Here is a 17,863-nt window from a genome sequence, read left to right on the forward strand (position 1 = left end):
GCGTGCGCCAGCTCGACCTCGTGGTGATCGTGGTCTATCTGATCGGGATCGCCTGGATCGGCCTGCGGAAGGCAGGCCGGCAGAAGTCGGCGAAGGACTACTTCGTCGGTGAAGGCCACATGCCGTGGTGGACGGTCTCCTTCTCCGTCGTCGCCACGGAGACCAGTGTGCTGACGGTGATCAGCGTTCCCGGCGGCGCCTACAGCGGCCAGGGCTTCGGCAACGTCGAACTCGCCCTGGGCTACGTCATCGGACGCGTCGTCGCGGCCACCGTGCTGATCCCCCTCTACAAGCGCGGCGGCTTCGTCAGCGCCTACCAGTACCTGGGCGACCGGTTCGGGCTGAAGCTTCAGGGGCTGGCCTCGGTGACCTTCGTGTTCACCCGGCTGCTGGCCGAGGGCGTGCGGCTGTTCGCCTCCGCCATCCCCATCAAGCTGCTGCTCGACGAGTTCGGGGTGCACGCGAGCTACCGCGTGATCATCGTCGTGATCACGCTGATCACCGTCGTCTACACCTACCTGGGCGGCATCAAGGCGGTCATCTGGACCGACGCCATCCAGATGGTCCTCTACCTCGGCGGCGCGGTCCTCGCCGTGGCGGTGCTCTCCGCCCACGTCGGCGGCGACGGCTACGCACGCGCCCTGGACGCCGGCAAGTTCCAGCTCTTCGACACCGACTTCGACCTCGCCCACATCCTCACCAGCCCGTTCGCCCTGCCCACGGCCATCATCGGCGGCGCCATCTTCGCCATGGCCTCGCACGGCTCCGACCAGCTGATCGTCCAGCGCGTGCTGGCGACGAGGACACTGCGCGAGGGCCAGAAGGCCATGATCGCCTCGGGTGTCTTCGTCACCATCCAGTTCGCCGCGTTCTCCCTGGTCGGCGCGCTGCTGTGGTCGTACAACGAGGGCAAGTCCTTCTCGGAGCTGGGGCTGTCCAGCTCGGACAACCTCTACCCCGAGTTCATCCTGCACGGGCTGCCCGTGGTGATCTCGGGCCTGCTCGTGGCGGGCATCCTGGGCGCCGCGATGGGCTCGCTGTCCTCGGCGCTGAACTCCATGTCGAACTCGACGGTCGCCGACATCATCCACAGCTTCTTCCGCACCACACCGTCCGAGGAGGCGCTGCTCCGGCTCGCCCGCTGGATGACGCTGGTGTGGGCGACGCTGATGGCCGTCTTCGCCTGCGCGTTCAGCGCGAGCACGGGCAACGTGTACCTGACCGGACTGACCATCGCGGGCTACACCTACGGCGCGCTGCTCGGCGCGTTCCTGCTGGGGCGGCTCGTCAGGCGTGCCAACGAGGTCGACTCGATCGTGGCCTTCCTGGTCACCATCGGGGTGATGACGTACATCGTGCGCGGGGTGAAGATCGACGTCACCACGGGCGGGACCACGGTGTCCCAGGCGATCGCGGCCCAGTGGCTGGTGCCGATCGGCGTACTGATCACCCTGCTCGTCGGCGGTGTGCTGAGCCTGTTCCACCGGGCGCCGGAGTCCGCCGGTGGCCCCGCGGTCGACGAGGAGCCGGGCGCCGGACCCGACCAGCTGACCACCACGGCCGGCCGGAACTGATCCCGCCCCGGCCCGACCAACCCCTCGCAGGAGTGCATCGTGCGTGTGATCGGCCTGATGTCAGGCACGTCCTACGACGCCATCGAGGCGGCCGCCGCCGACCTCGAACTACACGGTGAGGCCCTGGTGATGCGCCCACTGGGCCACCTCTCCGCGCCCTACCCGGACGAGCTGCGCGACCTGATCGCGGGCAGCCTGCCACCGGCGGCGACGACGCTCCGGGACGTCGCCCGGCTCGACACCGGCATCGGGCAGGCGTTCGCCGACGTGGCCGTGCGGGCCGTGCGCGAGCTGTGCGGCGGCGCCGCCGATCTGGTGGTCTCGCACGGGCAGACCCTGTACCACTGGGTCGAGGAGGGCGCCGTGCGCGGCACCCTCCAGCTCGGCCAGCCCGCCTGGATCGCCGAGGCGACCGGTCTGCCCGTCGTCTCCGACCTGCGCGCCAGGGACGTCGCGGCCGGCGGTCAGGGGGCGCCACTGGTCGCCATGACCGACGCCCTGGCCCTGGCCGCGCTGCCCGGCGTCCCCGCCGCCCTGAACCTGGGCGGGATCGCCAACGTCACCGTCGTCGCTCCGGGCGCCGAACCGCTGGCCTTCGACACCGGGCCCGCCAACGCCCTGATGGACGCCGCCGTACGGCACTTCACCGGCGGTGCGGCCGCGTACGACGAGGACGGACGCCGGGCCGGGGCGGGCCGAGTGGATCCGGCGCTGCTGCGGGTGCTGCTGGACGACCCCTACTACGGCAGGCCGGCCCCGAAGAGCACCGGCAAGGAGCAGTTCCACCTGCCGTACCTGCTCGGGGCACTCGCGGCGGCGCCCGTCGCGGAACCCGACGACGTCCTGGCGACCCTGGCCAGGCTCACCGCCGTCACGGTGGCCGACGCCTGCCGCGCGCACGGCGTCACGCGGCTGGTCGTGTCCGGCGGCGGCGCGCACAACCCGGTGCTGATGGGCATGCTCGCCGAGGAGCTGCCCGGGGTGGCCCTCGGCTCCAGCGACGCCCTCGGGCTGCCTCCCGACGCCAAGGAGGCGCTGGCCTTCGCCCTCCTGGGCTTCCTGACCGTCAACGGCCTGCCCGGCGCCGTCCCCTCGGGCACGGGGGCGCGCCGGGCGTCACTGCTCGGCAGCATCACCCCCGGGCGGGAGCCCCTGCGGCTGCCCGAGCCCGCCGGTGAGCCGCCCCGGATGCTGCGCGTCACCGGCGGGCACTGAGCGCCGCTCCGGGCGGGGCGCCTCAGCCGAGGTCGCCGGTGCGGGCCTGCCGCCACAGGTCGACGTCGCCGTCGACGACCGCGTACTTGTCGATCTCGGCGAGTTCGTCGTCGTCGAAGGAGAGGTTGGCGAGGGCGGCCACGTTCTCCTCCAGCTGCTCGGGCCGCGAGGCGCCGATGACCAGGGAGGTGACGCGCGGGTCGCGCAGCGCCCAGGCGAGTGCCATCTGCGCCAGGCTCTGGCCCCGGCGGGCGGCGATGTCGTTCAGGGCGCGCAGCCGCCGGACGGTGTCCTCGGTGAGCCAGCCGGTCGCGAAGGACTTGCCCTGGGTGGCGCGGGACCCCTCGGGCATGCCGTCGAGGTAACGGCCGGTCAGCAGTCCCTGGGCGAGCGCGGTGAAGCCGATGACGCCGAAGCCCTCGTCGGCGGCCGCGTCGAGCAGGCCCTCGGTCTCGATCCACCGGTTGAGCATGTTGTACGACGGCTGGTGGATGAGCAGGGGTGTGCCCAGGTCGCGGAGGATCGCCGCGGCCTGCCGGGAGCGTTCGGCGTCGTAGGACGAGATGCCGACGTACAGGGCCTTGCCCTGGCGCACCGCCGTGTCCAGCGCCGTCATGGTCTCCTCCAACGGGGTGGAGGCGTCCAGGCGGTGGGAGTAGAAGATGTCGACGTAGTCCACCCCCATGCGCTTCAGCGACTGGTCGAGGGAGGCGAGCATGTACTTGCGGGAGCCGCCGCCCTGGCCGTAGGGGCCGGGCCACATGTCCCACCCGGCCTTGGTGGAGATCACCAGTTCGTCGCGGTACGGCGCGAGGTCCTGCCGCATGATCCGGCCGAAGTTGATCTCGGCGGATCCGTAGGGCGGGCCGTAGTTGTTGGCGAGGTCGTGGTGGGTGATGCCGAGGTCGAAGGCGCGCAGGGCGATCCGCCGCTGGGTCTCGAACGGCTTGTCGTCGCCGAAGTTGTGCCAGTAGCCCAGGGACAGCGCGGGCAGGTCGAGCCCGGAGCGTCCGGTGCGGCGGTAGTGCATGGTGCCGTCGTAGCGGCTGGGGTCCGCGACGTGGTGCATGGGTGTCCTCCGGTGGGAAGCGGGGTCGGGCGGGCGGCCCGTGACGAGGAGGGTCAGCCGGTGGCGGTGCCGAACCACCGGGGCAACCGGTCGTACAGGTCCTGCTGGTCGTCACCGACCCATGCCACATGGCCGTCGGGCCGCAGCAGCATCGCGGGCACCGTCAGTTTGTCACCGTCGTCGACGACGTGATCCACCCGGTCCGACCAGCCCTTCACCAACAGCCGGCCGGTGCGGTCGAGGAGCAGCCCGCGCCCTGAGTGCATCCGCTCGTACAGGCGTCCCCGCCCCAGTTCGACGTCCCGCATCCTGCGGCCCAGCAGTTCGTGTCCCGGGCCGAGGTCGTAGCGGACGTCGAGCGCGGTGATCTTCTCGGTCAGATCCCGGCTGACGTCCTCGAACCGCATCAGTTCCGCCAGGAGCCGGCGCACCGCGCGGGGCCCGGGTTCGGTGGACAGCAGTTCCATCTGTGCGCGGGTGTTGTCCAGCACACCGGCGGCGACCGGGTGCCGTTCCGTGTGGTAGGTGTCCAGCAGGTCCTCGGGCGCCCAGCCGTTCACCTCGGCGGCCAGCTTCCAGCCCAGGTTGAAGGCGTCCTGGATGCCGAGGTTGAGGCCCTGCCCGCCGACCGGCGGGTGGATGTGCGCCGCGTCCCCGGCCAGCAGCACCCGGCCGGTCCGGTAGCGCTCGGCCAGCCGGGTGGCGTCGCCGAAGCGGGACAGCCAGCGCGGTGAGTGCACGCCGAAGTCGGTGCCCGCCCACTCCCGCAGCCGCCGCTTGAACTCCTCCAGGTCCGGCGGGACCGACCGGTCCTCGGCAAGGCCCGCGGCGGGTACGACGACGCGGTAGACCCCGTCGCCGACGGGTCCGAGGCCGAACCGCTTCTGGGTCCGGCGGACCTCCGCGACCCGGGCGGCGACCATCTCCGGCTCGGCGGTCACGCTCATCTCGCCGATCAGCGTCTCGGTGGCGGCGGGCTCGCCGGGGAAGCCGACGCCGAGCAGTCGCCGCACCGTGCTGCGGCCGCCGTCGCAGCCCACGAGGTAGCGGCAGCGCAGTCGGGTGCCGTCGGCGAGTTCGGCGGTCACCCCGTCGTCGTCCTGGCTCAGGCCGGCCAGTTCGCGGCCGCGGGCGACCTCGGCGCCGAGTTCGGTGGCGCGCTCGGCCAGCAGGCGGTCGGTGACGGGCTGCGGGATGCCGAGGACGTAGCCGTGCGCGGTGTCCAGCGTGCTCGGCGCGGGCTTCTCGATGGCGGCGAAGGAGCCGCCGACCGGGTACCGGCGGCCGTGTGCGAGGAAGCGCTCCAGCAGGCCCCGCTGGTCCATCACCTCGATGCTGCGCACATGCAGGCCGAGTGAGCGCACCACCCGGGTCGGCTCGGGCTCCTTGTCCAGCACCCGTACGTGTACGCCGTGCAGTCGCAGTTCGCCGGCCAGCATCAGGCCGGTCGGTCCGCCGCCGACGACGAGCACGTCGATCATGAGTCCCCCAGGGAGTGGCATCGCAGGATGAGGCCGCCCGCTGTACGCGAGCGGCGGCCGAGGGCGCCGATTCTGCGTCAGGTGGGGGCTCTTGCCGCAAGGCCCCCGGTGCGCTATAGGTTGAGAGTGGCAGGAGGAGTGCGTTTCCCCTGCCCTTTTTGTCGCTTCCTCCGCTGCCGCTGCCGCCGGTGACCATCGGCGTGGCCCGGCGCCCCGGTCGGCCCCACTCGCTCCGCTTGCGAGGGCTCGCTCGGCTTGCGAGGGCCGGGCGGCGGCGGAGACTGATACCGACGACGGCACTCCGGACGGTAGCCCCTGGGCGTCAGCCACTCCCCGAAGAAAGGCAGCTCCATGACGGACACCCCGCCTGCCACCACCACGGACTCCGGAGCACCGGCGGAAAGCGACGAACACTCGCTCACCGCGGGTCCGGCAGGTCCGGTCCTCCTCCAGGACGCCTACCTCATCGAACAGATGGCGCAGTTCAACCGGGAGCGCATCCCCGAGCGCCAGCCGCACGCGAAGGGCAGCGGCGCCTTCGGCCACTTCGAGGTGACGCACGACGTGAGCGCCTACACCAAGGCGGCCGTCTTCCAGCCGGGCACCCGCACCGACCTGGTCGCCCGCTTCTCGACCGTCGCGGGCGAGCGCGGCAGCCCCGACACCTGGCGCGACCCGCGCGGCTTCGCGGTGAAGTTCTACACCAGCCAGGGCAACTACGACATGGTCGGCAACAACACGCCGGTGTTCTTCGTCAAGGACCCGATGAAGTTCCAGCACTTCATCCGGTCGCAGAAGCGCCGGGCGGACAGCAACCTGCGCGACCACGACATGCAGTGGGACTTCTGGACCCTCTCGCCGGAGTCGGCGCACCAGGTCACCTGGCTCATGGGCGACCGCGGCATCCCGCGCACCTGGCGCCACATGAACGGCTACACCTCCCACACCTACATGTGGATCAACGCCTCAGGCGAGCGCTTCTGGGTGAAGTACCACTTCAAGACGGACCAGGGCATCGAGTTCTTCACCCAGCACGAGGCCGACCAGATGGCGGCGGCCGACACCGACTACCACATGCGGGACCTCTTCGAGCACATCCGCGACGGCGACTTCCCGAGCTGGACGCTGCACGTGCAGGTCATGCCGTACGAGGAAGCGGCGGGCTACCGGTTCAACCCGTTCGACCTGACGAAGGTGTGGCCGCACGGCGACTACCCCCTCATCCCGGTCGGCCGTATGACGCTGGACCGGAACCCGACGGACAACCACGCCGAGATCGAGCAGGCGGCCTTCCAGCCCAACAACCTGGTCCCCGGTATCGGCCCGAGCCCGGACCGCATGCTGCTGGCCCGGCTCTTCTCGTACGCCGACGCCCACCGCTACCGGATCGGCGCGAACTACCAGCAACTGCCCGTGAACGCCCCGGTGGTCGACGTCCGCACCTACTCCAAGGACGGTGCGATGGCCTACCGGAAGACGACCGATCCGGTCTACGCGCCGAACTCCAAAGGCGGTCCCGCCGCCGACACCGAGCACTTCGGCACGCCGCCCAGCTGGGAGACGGACGGGGCCATCACCCGCACGGCCTACGTCAGCCACGCCGAGGACGACGACTGGGGGCAGCCGGGCACCCTGGTGCGCGAGGTGATGGACGACGCGGCCCGGGACCGGCTGGTCGACAACGTGGTGGACCACCTCCTGAACGGGGTGACCGAACCCGTGCTCCAGCGGGCCTTCGCGTACTGGTCGAACATCGACCGGACCATCGGGGAGCGCATCGCCAAGGGGGTGCGGGCGAAGGCCGGCGAGAAGGACTTCAAGGCCGCCGAGCAGCACAACCCGGCCCGGCAGTCCATGCAGGACAAGGCCTGACCCCGCGCACGCCTATTGCGTCGCGGGCCGCCCGCACCGGCTGCTAGCGTCCGGACCGTGCGTTGATCTGCCATGCGGTGGCCCCGGCCGCCGCGGACGGAGTGACCGCCCTCGTGTCGATGACTTCGAGGGCGGCTCGTCATGTTCCCCGTCAGGCAGTCCGGAGGTCCGCACGTGTCCGCACAGCACCCCATGTCCTACGAGGCGTTCGTCGCCCGTGCCGCCGACGACCCCGACGTCGTCGGTCTCGTCCTCAAGGGGTCGCACGCCCACGAGGGCATGGCCACCCGGTACTCCGACCACGACCTGTACGTCGTGCTCGCCGACGAGGCGGTGAGCGGCCTGGCCGCCCTCGACGGCTTCCGCTCCGCCCGGCTGGACCTGGTCGTGGTGACGGTGGCGGAGTTCGACCGGCTCGACGGCTGGGAACGCTACGCGATCGCCCGGGCCCGGGTCCTGCTCGACCGGCTCGGCGGACGCGTCACGAGGATGGTGGCCGCCAAGGGGCGGCTCGGTGCCGCCCAGGCCTCGCGAACGGCGGCCGCCCGGCTCGACGCCTACGCCAACTCCCACTACCGGTCGCTCAAGAACGCCCGGGACGGGCATCCGCTCGCCGCGCGGCTCGACGCCGCGGACAGCGTCGGCTCCCTGCTGGAGCTGCTGTTCGCCCTCGACCGCCGCCCGCGCCCCTACAACAAGTACCTGGCGTGGGAACTGGACCGGTTCCCCCTCCCGGGATGGGACACGCGCGAGCTGCTGGCGACGCTCGGAAGGATCACCGGGGCCGGTGACACGGGCGCGCAGCGAGAACTGTTCGGCCGGGTCGAGGCCGTGGCACGCGCGGCGGGACACGCGGCGACGCTGGATGCCTGGGGCGACGATCTCGCGCTGATGCGTCCCGCTGCGCCGCCGCGCCGGGCGGGCTCGGTGACGACCGGCGATGACAGTGACTGACATTGCGTGTTACGGTCGATGACAGCGGCTGTCATCGACGGTTCCCCCGCGCTCGCCACTCGTGCCCGCGCCCGGCGGACCGGCGGTCGCCACATGCGGACTTACCTGGAGGAATCTCATGCGTGTTTTCGTCACCGGCGCGTCCGGCTGGATCGGCTCAGCGGTCGTTCCCGAGCTGATCGGGGCGGGTCATCAGGTCGTGGGACTCGCCCGTTCGGAGGCCTCGGCCGAGGCGCTCACCGCGGCCGGGGCCGAGGTGGTCCGCGGCACCCTCGACGACCTCGACGTCCTGCGGAGCGCGGCCGCCGACTCGGACGGGGTGGTGCACCTGGCCTTCAAGCACGACATCGCGTTCTCGGGCGACTTCAAGGGTGCCGGAGAAGCCGACCGGCGGGCCGTCGAGGTGATCGGCGAGGCGCTCGCGGGCTCCGACCGGCCGTTCACGATCGCGTCCGGGACCCCCGCCATTCCCGGCCACGTGTCGACCGAACGCGACGGCCACGACCCGGACCCGGCCGCGGCCGCCCGCGGCGACGCCCAGCACGTGCGGGGCGTCACCGCCGAACTGACCCTCTCCCTCGCGGCCCGCGGAGTCCGCTCCTCCGTGGTGCGGCTGGCGCCGACCAACCACGGCGAGGGGGACAACGGGTTCGTCCCGGCGCTCATCAAAATCGCCCGCGAGAAGGGCGTCTCGGGCTACATCGCGGACGGCGCCAACCGCTGGTCGGCCGCGCACCGCCTCGACTCCGCGCGGCTGTTCCGCCTGGCGCTGGAGAAGGCCCCCGCGGGCTCGACGCTGCACGCCGTCGCGGAGGAGGGCCTGCCCGTGCGGGAGATCGCCGAGGTGATCGGGCGGCAGCTGGACCTGCCGGTCGTGTCGGTCCCGGCCGCTGAAGCGGGCGCCCACTTCACCTGGCTGGCGGGACCGCTCGCGGACAACCGCGCGGCGTCCAGCACCCTGACCCGCGAGCTGCTGGGGTGGGAGCCCGTCCAGCCCGGGCTCGTCGAGGACCTGGAGCAGGGCCACTACTTCAAGTAGCCCGGTCCGGGCCTCAGACCAGTTCGGGCTGCGGTTCCGTGGGGCGCGGCGGTTCCGGCTGCCGCGCCGGCGTGGCCTTCCCGTCCCACAGCCTGGTGGTCCGCGCGTAGCCGAGGACCACGGAGGCCGTCGCCAGGACGAGCAGCGGCCCGGCCGCCCACGGGTGCTCGGCCATCTCCAGGGGCAGGTACCGGTACGACACCAGCAGCACGGCGAACACGGTCGTGCCGTAGGCCACCAGCCGGGCGGCCGCGCGGTCCCAGCCCCGCGCGAACGCGCGCATCGCGGCATCGACGGTGAGCGCGAACACCACCCCGGCGAGGAGGTCGGCACCGTAGTGGTAGCCGAAGCCGAGGGTCGCGGTGAGGGTGGCGACCAGCCAGAAGGCACCCGCGAACCGCATGGCCCGGGACCCCCTGCGGGAGTGGAGGAACAGCGTCGTCGCCCACGCCGTGTGCAGGCTGGGCATGCAGTTGCGCGGAGTGATGTCGTCGAACGGGATCGCGTGCGGGGCGCCGCCCGGCGGCGGGATGTCCGGCCACAGGTGGGCCACCGCCCACGGGCCGCCGTCGGCGCCGTAGGCGAAGACCGGACCGACGACCGGGAAGACCATGTAGACGGCGGGCCCGAGCAGGCCGATGACGAGGAAGGTGCGCACGAGGTGGTGGCTCGGGAAGCGGCGCTCGACCGCCACGTGACGCAGCTGGTACAGCCCGACGAGGGCCGCCGCCAGGGGCAGCTGGCCGTAGACGAGGTGGAGCACGTGGCCGCCGACCGGTTCGGTGGCTTCGACGAACCGGCCGACCAGCCACGAGGGGTTGCCCAGCGCCTGGTCGGCGGTGGCCACGTACGGGTCGAGCACCGCCTTGCGGGTCTCCGACGTGATGAGCAGCCAGGTGTCGCCCGTCTTGTGCCCGGCCACCAGGAGCAGCCCCAGCCCCACGCCCTTGAGCAGCAGGGCACGCTCGCCGCCCCTGCGCCGCGTCACGGCGACGACCGCACAGCCCAGGACCACCCACAGCGCGCCGTTGCCGAAGTTCATGTCGGCGCCGACGGCCCAGCGCACCAGCCAGAAGACGAGGTCGATGCCGATCGCGGCACCGGCCGCGACCAGGCGCTGCCGCCAGGTCAGCACCACCATCGTCAGGGCAAGGCCGGCGTACAGCAGGGGCCCCGAGTCGGGGGCGAAGACCACTTCCCGCGCCTGCTCGGTGATGGGGCCCCGCACGCCGTAGTGGCGCGCGGCGCATTCCAGCGCGATGAGGAAACCGAGCGTCACCACACCCGCCGCGGTCCACAGCACGGCCCGCGGCCGGCGCGACGCGGCGACCAGGGAGCCGAGGTCTCTTCGCGAGGATATTCGTGTGGGTGGGGTTTTCACTTGTTTGGCCCGTTTGCTAGGGGTCGGACACATGGTGCACTCGTACGGATCGTCACGAGTTCGAACATGCTAACGGCACCGTGTCGCCGACCCCGGGGTCGGCGTTCAGGCCGTGTGCTGGTACGCCGGGTAGGTCAGGTAGCCCGCGTCACCGCCCTGGTAGTACGTGGCCTCGTCGACCGGCGCGACGGGCAGGCCCGCGCGCAGGCGCTCGACCAGGTCGGGGTTGGCGATGAAGCCGCGGCCGAAGCTGATCAGCTCCGCCCCGAGTCCGAGCCAGTGGTCGGCGTCCTCGCGCCCGGTCTGCTTGGGGCCCATCGGGAGCACCGGGTTCATGACGAGCGTGCCCGGCCACAGGCGGCGCAGCGCGACCAGCAGGTCCTCGTCGGCGGTGGCCTCGAGGTGAACGTAGGCGATCCCCAGGCGGGACAGCTCGGTCAGCAGCTCGGTGTAGAGGTCGAGCACGTCGGTCTCCTCAACGCCCCAGAACGTGCCCGCCGGGGAGAGGCGGATGCCGGTCCGGGCGGCGCCGACGGCCTCGACGGTCGCGGACACGGCCTCGACGGCGAAGCGGATGCGGTGGGCCACCGGGCCTCCGTAGCGGTCCGTGCGCAGGTTCGCGTTCGAGGAGAGGAACTGCGAGATGAGGTAGCCGTTGGCGCCGTGCAGCTCGACTCCGTCGAAGCCGGCGTCGACGGCGCGGCGGGCGGCGAGGGCGTAGGACCGGGCGTGCTCGGGCACTTCGGCGGTCTCCAGGGCCCGGGGGGTCGGGGCGGGCTGCGGCCCACTCGGGGTGAACACGTCCCCGACGGCGGCCACGGCCGAGGGCCCGACCGGCCGCATGCCCGTGGTGTCGGGGTGCGAGACGCGGCCGCCGTGCATGATCTGGGCGAAGATCCGCCCGCCGTTGGCGTGCACGGCGGCGGTGACGGGGCGCCACGCGGCGACCTGTTCGTCGGTGTGCAGTCCCGGCGTCCCCGGGTTGGACTGCCCTACCAGGCTCGGCTGCACCCCCTCGGAGACGATCAGTCCGGCGGTGGCCCGCTGGGCGTAGTACGTGGCCATCGACGGTGTGGCCAGGCCGCCCTCGGCGGCCCGCACGCGCGACATCGGGGCCATGACCATCCGGTTGGGCAGCGTCAGGTCGCCGAGCCGGTAGCTGTCGAAGAGGGACGTCATGTCGGGACTCCTTGGTCGTCCGCGGGCCCGGATCTCGGGCACGAGGGCTACGCTAGAACCTGACACTGACGTCAGAGGCAAGTAAGTGTGCCGCGGATCACAGCAGGGAGCAGCGCATGCGCATCGGGGAAGTGGCGTCGCGGGCCGGGGTCAGCGTCCGGTCGGTGCGCTACTACGAGGACCAGGGGCTGCTGGCCAGCACGCGCAGCGCCGGGGGCCAGCGCCAGTACACGGAGTACGCGGTCGAGCGGGTCAGGTTCCTCCAGCGGCTGTACGCCGCGGGCCTCTCCAGCCGCACCATCGCCGAACTGCTGCCCTGCGTGGACTCGCCCAGCGCGGATCATTCCGACGCGGCGCTGGAGCGCATGGCCGAGGAGCGGGACCGGCTGACCGAGCACATTGCCGACCTCGTCCGCACCAGGGACGCCCTCAGCGCCCTGATGACGGCGGCCCGCGAGTACCGGGACGCCGAGTTTGCCTAATCATGTTAGGCAAGTTCATAATCTTCCCCGGCTGCCGGGTGAGCGATGCGGAGGACGGGTGTGGCTCGGGTAGGACTGACGACCGAGGGTCTGATCAGGGCCGGGGCCGAGACGGCCGACGAGATCGGCTTCGAGCGCACCACTCCGACGGAGCTGGCCCGGCGGTTCGGCGTCCGGACGGCGAGCCTGTACTCGCACGTGCGCAACGCCCACGACCTCAAGACCGGGATCGCACTGTTCGCCCTGGAGGAGCTGGCCGACCGGGCCTCCGAGGCGGTGGCCGGCCGGGCCGGCAAGGACGCGCTGACCGCGTTCGCGAACGTCTACCGCGACTACGCCCGGGAGCACCCGGGCCGCTTCGCCGCCACGCAGTTCCCCCTCGACGCGGAGGCGGCGGCCTCCAGTGCCGGGGTGCGGCACGCCCAGATGTCGCGGGCGATCCTGCGCGGGTACCGCCTGGCGGAACCGCACCAGACCCACGCCGTGCGGCTGTTGGGCAGCGTCTTCAGCGGCTACGTCACCCTGGAGGCCGCGGGAGGGTTCAGCCACAGCGCCCCGGACTCGCAGGAGAGCTGGACGGAGATCCTCAACGCGCTGGACGCCCTGCTGCGGACCTGGCCGACCACGTCCTGAGCCGCGGCTCCGGGCGCCGGGGCCGTCCCCTGGGGATCAGGACCGGGCGGCGGTGAGGGAGAGGGCGTACAGGGCCGTCGAGGTGAAGTCGTCCGCCGGTTCCACCGTCTGCCAGGCCCGCACGTCGTCGACGTAACCGGCGCCGCGACCGTCGAACCGGGACCAGGGCCCGCCGTCGGGGGCGAAGGAGCAGGGGTGTGCCCCGTCGAGGGTGACCGGCTTCTTCAGCAGGTCCGCGTCGTTCGGCCCGTTGACGACGGCGCCGCGCAGGATGTCCCCGCGGCCGGTGCGGCTCATGGCCAGGTTGGCGACCTGGTGCTGAAGGCAGTGCGGGTAGAGGTCGCCCGCGCCGACGACGAAACTGGTGCCCCAGGCGTTCGCACCGAAGACCCAGGCGCGTTGCCGCGCGGCGAAGTCGTCGTACCGGTGGTCGCCGGTGACGCGGGCGTACAGTTCGGCGGTCGCGAGCAGACCGAAGGTGTGGGGCACCGCGTCGAAGTCACGGAGTACGACGCCCGAGCGGAAGGGGTCCTGGGCCGCGCGCTTCCTGCCCGTCTCCACCTGCCGCCTCAGTTCCGCCTCGAGCGCGGTCGCCAGGCCCGCGTCGGGGTCCGCCGAGGTGAGCACGTCGGCGTGCGCGAGGGCGCTGACGTCGGCGGGGCCCAGGATGCCGCCGCGCTCCTCGCGCAGGGCCGCGCGGGCCCAGGTGGCCGCCTCGTCGCTCCACCGGGAGCCGCGCGCGTCGCCCAGGGCGTCCGCGCCGCGGGACAGTTCGACGGCCGCCCATTCCATGTCGTCGCGCCAGGCGTGCTCCGGGTAGTAGTCCGCGGGCGTGGTGGTGACCAGCGCCCCCTCGCCGGGCCGGGTGTCCGCGCGCGCGTAGACGGCGGCCGCCTTGTCCAGCCACGCGCGTGCCTGGGCCGGGTGGTCCCCGGCCTCGGTCTGCGCGGCGAGGGCGAAGGCGGCGCTCACCCGGCCCGCGAGGTTGGGGCTGACGGGCTCCCCGGGTTGGTTGGCGCGGAAGACGGGCCGGTACTTGATCAGGTAGTCGGCGTCCCCGGGGCGCACGGTGAGCCGGTCGTCCTCCTCCGGCAGCCGCCACACGTCGTGGTCGCCGCGGACCCCCTTGCCGCCGGACCCGAGCCCGACCTGCGCGTAGAGCGTGCCCGTCCCCCCGTCCCACATCCGGTCCAGCCAGCGCAGACCGTGCCGCGCCTCCTCCCGCAGCCCGGGTACCGAGGGGGTGTCGCGGACGGTGCTCAGCAGCTGGCCGACCACGTAGGACGCCGTGTGCGTGAACTTCAGGAAGTCGCCGGCGTCGAACCACCCGCCCGAGACGTCCACCGGACCGCCGGTCCCGGTCGGTTGCGGACCGGCGGCCGAGCCGGTGCGGGCCGGCTCGTGGACGCGGGCCCGCTCGTCCGTCAGGTGCGAGGGCACCCGCCCGGTCGCGTCGGCCAGCACGTCCGCACCGTCCCGCTGGGTCCCGAAGAAGCGCACGGTGTCCGCGCGCACCGGGTCCAGCAACTGCCGGGCCGGCGCCACCCGGAAGCGGACCTCCCGGCCGCCGTCCGCACCGACCAGGCGCAGCCGGTAGGTGCCGGTGCGGCGCAGCGACGAGAGGTCGATCGTGCGCACGGCGGTGTACGTGTCGTTCCACTCGCCGAGGGAGGGGCCGAGGCCGCCCTGCCCGGCCGTGTCGCCGTGCTCGTCCAGGACCTCGAACCCGGCGTCGGCCAGCGTGTCCCGGTCCCCCATGACATAGGCGTACTTCTTCTCGCCGGACACGTATCCGACCTGGTTGACGCGGAGGGCCGACGGCACCTCGTCCCGGCCCCCGGAGCACGCGGTGAGGCAGCAGGCCGCCAGGACGGAAGCGGTCACGGCCGACACGGTGCGGGCCGACGGCGAGAGGAAGTGGTTCATGGCGGACAGTCTGGTCGATGGCACCCCCGTGGTGTCGCCGAGGAGGCGCACGGGCCGAGGTGCCGCCCGGGGGCGGGGCGGCGCAGTGGACGTGCGTGCGGGATAGGCTCTGGTCCGCCAGCCCGCCAGAACCGTCAGGAGCGCCACGGGAGGAGTCGGCCATGGGCCCGGGGGACCCGCTTGAGGCACCGGCCGCACCGGAGACCGCCGAGCGACTCCGGGCGATCGGCGACGAGTTGTCGGACCGCTTCTACGAGCGGGCCGACGTCGTGCGGACTCTGCTGGTGACGCTGCTGGCCGGTCAGCACTCGCTGGTGCTCGGCCCGCCGGGAACGGCCAAGTCCGAGCTGGCCCGGGAGCTGACCGGCCGGATCGTGGGGGCGTCCTACTGGGAGATCCTGCTGTCCAAGTTCACCGCGCCGACGCGGATGTTCGGGCCCGTCGACGTCGCCGCGCTGGCGCGCGGGGAGTACCGCCAGGTCTACGAAGGGCGTGCCACCACCGCGCACGTCGCGTTCATCGACGAGATCTTCAAGTGCTCCACGGCGGCGCTGAACGAGACGCTGGGCTTTCTCAACGAGCGGATCTACCACCCCGAGAGCGGCGGCGAGCCCGTCCGCTGTCCCCTCATCGGCGCGATCACGGCGAGCAACGAGCTGCCCGAAGGCGAGGACTCGGCCGCGATCTACGACCGGCTGCTGGTGCGGATCGAAGTCACGTACCTGGAGGACCCGTCCAACTTCGCAGCTCTGGTCCGCTCCGCCGTCAGCCGTCCCGCGGCCCCGAGGCGGACCACCGTGGACCTGGCCGCGTTGCGGCACGCCGTGGACCAGGCCGTCCCCGCCGTGGAGGTGCCCGACGGCATCGTGGACGCGGTGTGCACGCTGCGGGCCGCGCTGCGCCGCAAGGAGCTGATCGCCTCCGACCGGCGCTGGCGGCAGGCGGTGGGGCTGCTCCAGGCGTCCGCGTACCTCGACGGGCGCCCCTCGGTCGCCGAGAGCGACCTGTCGGTGCTGACCCACGTGCTGTGGAACTCCCCCGCCGAACGCCCCACCGTCGAGCGGGAGGTGCTGCACCTGGTCAACCCGGACGCCAAGGAGGCCCTCGACCTCGCCGACACCATCGAGGAGCTGGAGACCCAGCTCGACGCGATGGCCGGGCAGTCCCGCGAGGCGCTCAGCGAGTGGGTCATCAAGAAGGCCCACAACCAGCTGGCCATGGCGGGCAAGCGGCTGGAGCGACTGCGCGAGGAGGCGGTCGTCGCGGGCCGCTCCACCAGCGCCATCGACCGGGTCGCCGGCCGTCAGCGCGCCGTGCGCGCCCGGGTGCTCACCGAGGCCCTGGGCGTGGACGCGAGCACCGTGCAGGCCCAGCTCTGAGCGGGGGCGGGACGGCACCGTGGAGGAGGGCGCGGAGGTGACCGCGGGCGGGGCGGCGAGCCGGCTCGGTGTTCTCGCGGACCTGGCCGGGACGTGGCTGGCCCGGTCGGCCGCCGCCACCGCGGGGCACACCGGAGCCGTGGTCGCGGACCGCTTCGACCGGATCGCCTGGCGCGACACCTGCGAACAGTCGGCCGCGCTGCGCGAGTTGGCCGACGAACTGGGCGCGGGCCACACGCACACCGCCGACCTCCTCACCGACGTCTTCCTGGCCGCGTACAAAGCCGCTCCCCGCCTGCGCGAGCGCGCCGAGATGGCGCCCTCCCGGCTGGTCAACCACCGCGTCGTCACCGCGCTGCTGGAGGCGCCGGACTTCGCCGAGCTGCACCGGGAGACGGCCGGCGACCCGTACGCCGCCGCCATGGCCGTCCTCGCGCAGGGCACCGCGCTGCGCCGGATGCTGGACGACTCCCGGTCCGCCCGGGACCGGGACGAGCGGGCGGAGCGGGCCCGGCGGGAGGCCGGGGACGCGGCGGACGCCGTCGCCGAGGCGCTGCGGCAGGCCGCCGAGGAGGCCGACGAGAACGGCACCGTGCCGGGACCGGCCGCCGATGCCGTACGACGGGCGGTCGAGGGCGCCGAGGCCGCCGCGGACCGGGCCGCTTCCGACGCCGCCCGGTCGCTCGCGGTGGCCGCCGTGCCCGGCGTTCGTGCCGCCGCACGCGGTGCGGTCGCGAAGTCGGCGTCGGCCGCACGGGAGGAGGCCGCGCTGATGCGGGCCTGGGGCGTCGGTTCCGGCGAGCTGGAGCGGATGCCCTTCGACGAGCGTGCCCGGCTGGCCGAGCGGCTGCGCACCGGCCGGCTCGCCGAGTGGGCCGAACTGATCGGTCGTTTCCGGCAGATGGCCGACGGGGAACGGGCCCGCAAGGTGGAGAACACCACCGGCGAGCTGATCGGGGGCACGCTCGGCGACGACCTCTCCCGGGTCATCCCGTCGGAGCTGGCGAATCTCGGACTGCCCGCACTGCGCGCGGTGTTCGCCGCGCGCTACGCCGCCGGGGAGCTGATGCTCTACGACAGTCAGGGCGAGCAGGCCACCGGCCGGGGCGCCGTCATCGCGTGCGTGGACACCTCGCACTCCATGTACGAGGCGGGGCCCGGCGGCATCACCCGGGAGGCGTGGGCGAAGGCGTGCGCGCTGGCCCTGCTGGACCAGGCCCGCCACGCGGGGCGTGACTTCGTCGGCATCGTGTTCTCCGCCGCGGACCAGCTCCGGGTCTTCCGCTTCCCGGCAGGTCGCCCAGCGGACCTCGCCCGCACCCTCGACTTCGCGGAAACCTTCCTCGGCGGCGGCACCAGTTACCAGCGGCCCCTGTCGGCGGCGGGCGCACTGCTGGAGGAGGAGTTCAACGACGCCGCCCGCACCCGGGGCGACATCGTGATGCTCACCGACGACGACTGCGGCGTCACCGAGGCGTGGATGCGGGACTGGAACGAGGCCAAGCGCCGGCTGGGCTTCCGGGTCTTCGGCGTCGGCATCGGCGCCCCGCGCGTCGCGGCGGCCGGCTCGGTCCTCGCGGCGCTGTGCGACAACCTCCGTTCCGTCGAGGACTTCACCGACGTCCACGCCGCCGCGGACCTGTTCCGCGTGATCTGACCCGGCCGCCCGTCGCCGCACG

At 72.8% G+C, this 17,863-nt stretch carries 14 protein-coding genes; 9 read left to right on the forward strand and 5 right to left on the reverse strand.

What is annotated here, in order from left to right; translation table 11 throughout:
* Positions 1–2: 2 nt before the first annotated feature.
* A complete protein-coding gene (locus tag ACIRGB_RS10710) occupies positions 3–1,574 on the forward strand; it encodes a sodium:solute symporter (protein WP_403861432.1) in 1,572 nt (523 codons plus the stop codon).
* 39 nt (positions 1,575–1,613) lie between these two features.
* Positions 1,614–2,789: an anhydro-N-acetylmuramic acid kinase gene (locus ACIRGB_RS10715; RefSeq protein ID WP_403861435.1), complete on the forward strand. Its 1,176-nt coding sequence runs from the start codon at positions 1,614–1,616 to the stop codon at positions 2,787–2,789.
* A gap of 22 nt (positions 2,790–2,811) precedes the next feature.
* Here ACIRGB_RS10715 and mgrA read toward each other — a convergent pair whose 3' ends face one another.
* Together mgrA and rox are read right to left on the reverse strand one after the other, a co-directional pair.
* Positions 2,812–3,858 carry an L-glyceraldehyde 3-phosphate reductase gene (mgrA, locus tag ACIRGB_RS10720; protein ID WP_403861438.1) on the reverse strand — a complete coding sequence of 349 codons (1,047 nt, stop codon included), beginning with the start codon at positions 3,856–3,858 and terminating at the stop codon, positions 2,812–2,814.
* Positions 3,859–3,911: 53 nt separating this feature from the next.
* A complete protein-coding gene (gene rox, locus ACIRGB_RS10725) occupies positions 3,912–5,339 on the reverse strand; it encodes a rifampin monooxygenase (RefSeq protein ID WP_403861441.1) in 1,428 nt (475 codons plus the stop codon).
* Between the two features lie 351 nt (positions 5,340–5,690).
* Between rox and ACIRGB_RS10730 the strand changes: the two genes are divergently transcribed.
* From ACIRGB_RS10730 to ACIRGB_RS10740, 3 genes are all read left to right on the forward strand, one after another.
* Positions 5,691–7,211 carry a catalase gene (locus ACIRGB_RS10730; RefSeq protein ID WP_403861445.1) on the forward strand — a complete coding sequence of 507 codons (1,521 nt, stop codon included), beginning with the start codon at positions 5,691–5,693 and terminating at the stop codon, positions 7,209–7,211.
* 174 nt (positions 7,212–7,385) lie between these two features.
* Positions 7,386–8,165: a hypothetical protein gene (locus ACIRGB_RS10735; protein WP_403861448.1), complete on the forward strand. Its 780-nt coding sequence runs from the start codon at positions 7,386–7,388 to the stop codon at positions 8,163–8,165.
* Between the two features lie 118 nt (positions 8,166–8,283).
* Positions 8,284–9,204 (forward strand): SDR family oxidoreductase, encoded by a 921-nt coding sequence (locus ACIRGB_RS10740; protein ID WP_403861451.1) that lies wholly within the window; start codon positions 8,284–8,286, stop codon positions 9,202–9,204.
* Positions 9,205–9,217: 13 nt separating this feature from the next.
* Here the strand turns inward: ACIRGB_RS10740 and ACIRGB_RS10745 are convergent, their stop codons facing one another.
* Complete coding sequence (locus tag ACIRGB_RS10745; RefSeq protein WP_403861454.1) at positions 9,218–10,585, reverse strand: phosphatase PAP2 family protein; 1,368 nt, start codon at positions 10,583–10,585, stop codon at positions 9,218–9,220.
* Between the two features lie 105 nt (positions 10,586–10,690).
* Positions 10,691–11,764: an alkene reductase gene (locus tag ACIRGB_RS10750; RefSeq protein WP_403861457.1), complete on the reverse strand. Its 1,074-nt coding sequence runs from the start codon at positions 11,762–11,764 to the stop codon at positions 10,691–10,693.
* Between the two features lie 116 nt (positions 11,765–11,880).
* On the opposite strand from ACIRGB_RS10750, the gene ACIRGB_RS10755 reads away from it, so the two are divergent.
* Together ACIRGB_RS10755 and ACIRGB_RS10760 are read left to right on the forward strand one after the other, a co-directional pair.
* Positions 11,881–12,246, forward strand: a complete 366-nt coding sequence (locus ACIRGB_RS10755; RefSeq protein ID WP_403861460.1) for a MerR family transcriptional regulator — start codon at positions 11,881–11,883, stop codon at positions 12,244–12,246.
* Positions 12,247–12,306: 60 nt separating this feature from the next.
* A complete protein-coding gene (locus ACIRGB_RS10760; protein ID WP_403861463.1) occupies positions 12,307–12,879 on the forward strand; it encodes a TetR/AcrR family transcriptional regulator in 573 nt (190 codons plus the stop codon).
* A gap of 36 nt (positions 12,880–12,915) precedes the next feature.
* Here ACIRGB_RS10760 and ACIRGB_RS10765 read toward each other — a convergent pair whose 3' ends face one another.
* Entirely contained in the window at positions 12,916–14,805 is a 1,890-nt protein-coding gene (locus ACIRGB_RS10765) for a glycoside hydrolase family 9 protein (protein ID WP_403861466.1), read from the reverse strand.
* Positions 14,806–14,966: 161 nt separating this feature from the next.
* Between ACIRGB_RS10765 and ACIRGB_RS10770 the strand changes: the two genes are divergently transcribed.
* Positions 14,967–16,184 carry an AAA family ATPase gene (locus tag ACIRGB_RS10770; protein WP_403861469.1) on the forward strand — a complete coding sequence of 406 codons (1,218 nt, stop codon included), beginning with the start codon at positions 14,967–14,969 and terminating at the stop codon, positions 16,182–16,184.
* A gap of 19 nt (positions 16,185–16,203) precedes the next feature.
* Complete coding sequence (locus tag ACIRGB_RS10775; protein ID WP_403861472.1) at positions 16,204–17,841, forward strand: VWA domain-containing protein; 1,638 nt, start codon at positions 16,204–16,206, stop codon at positions 17,839–17,841.
* Positions 17,842–17,863: the final 22 nt, after the last annotated feature.

This window comes from Streptomyces sp. NPDC102490, assembly GCF_044765285.1.
GTDB lineage: Bacteria > Actinomycetota > Actinomycetes > Streptomycetales > Streptomycetaceae > Streptomyces.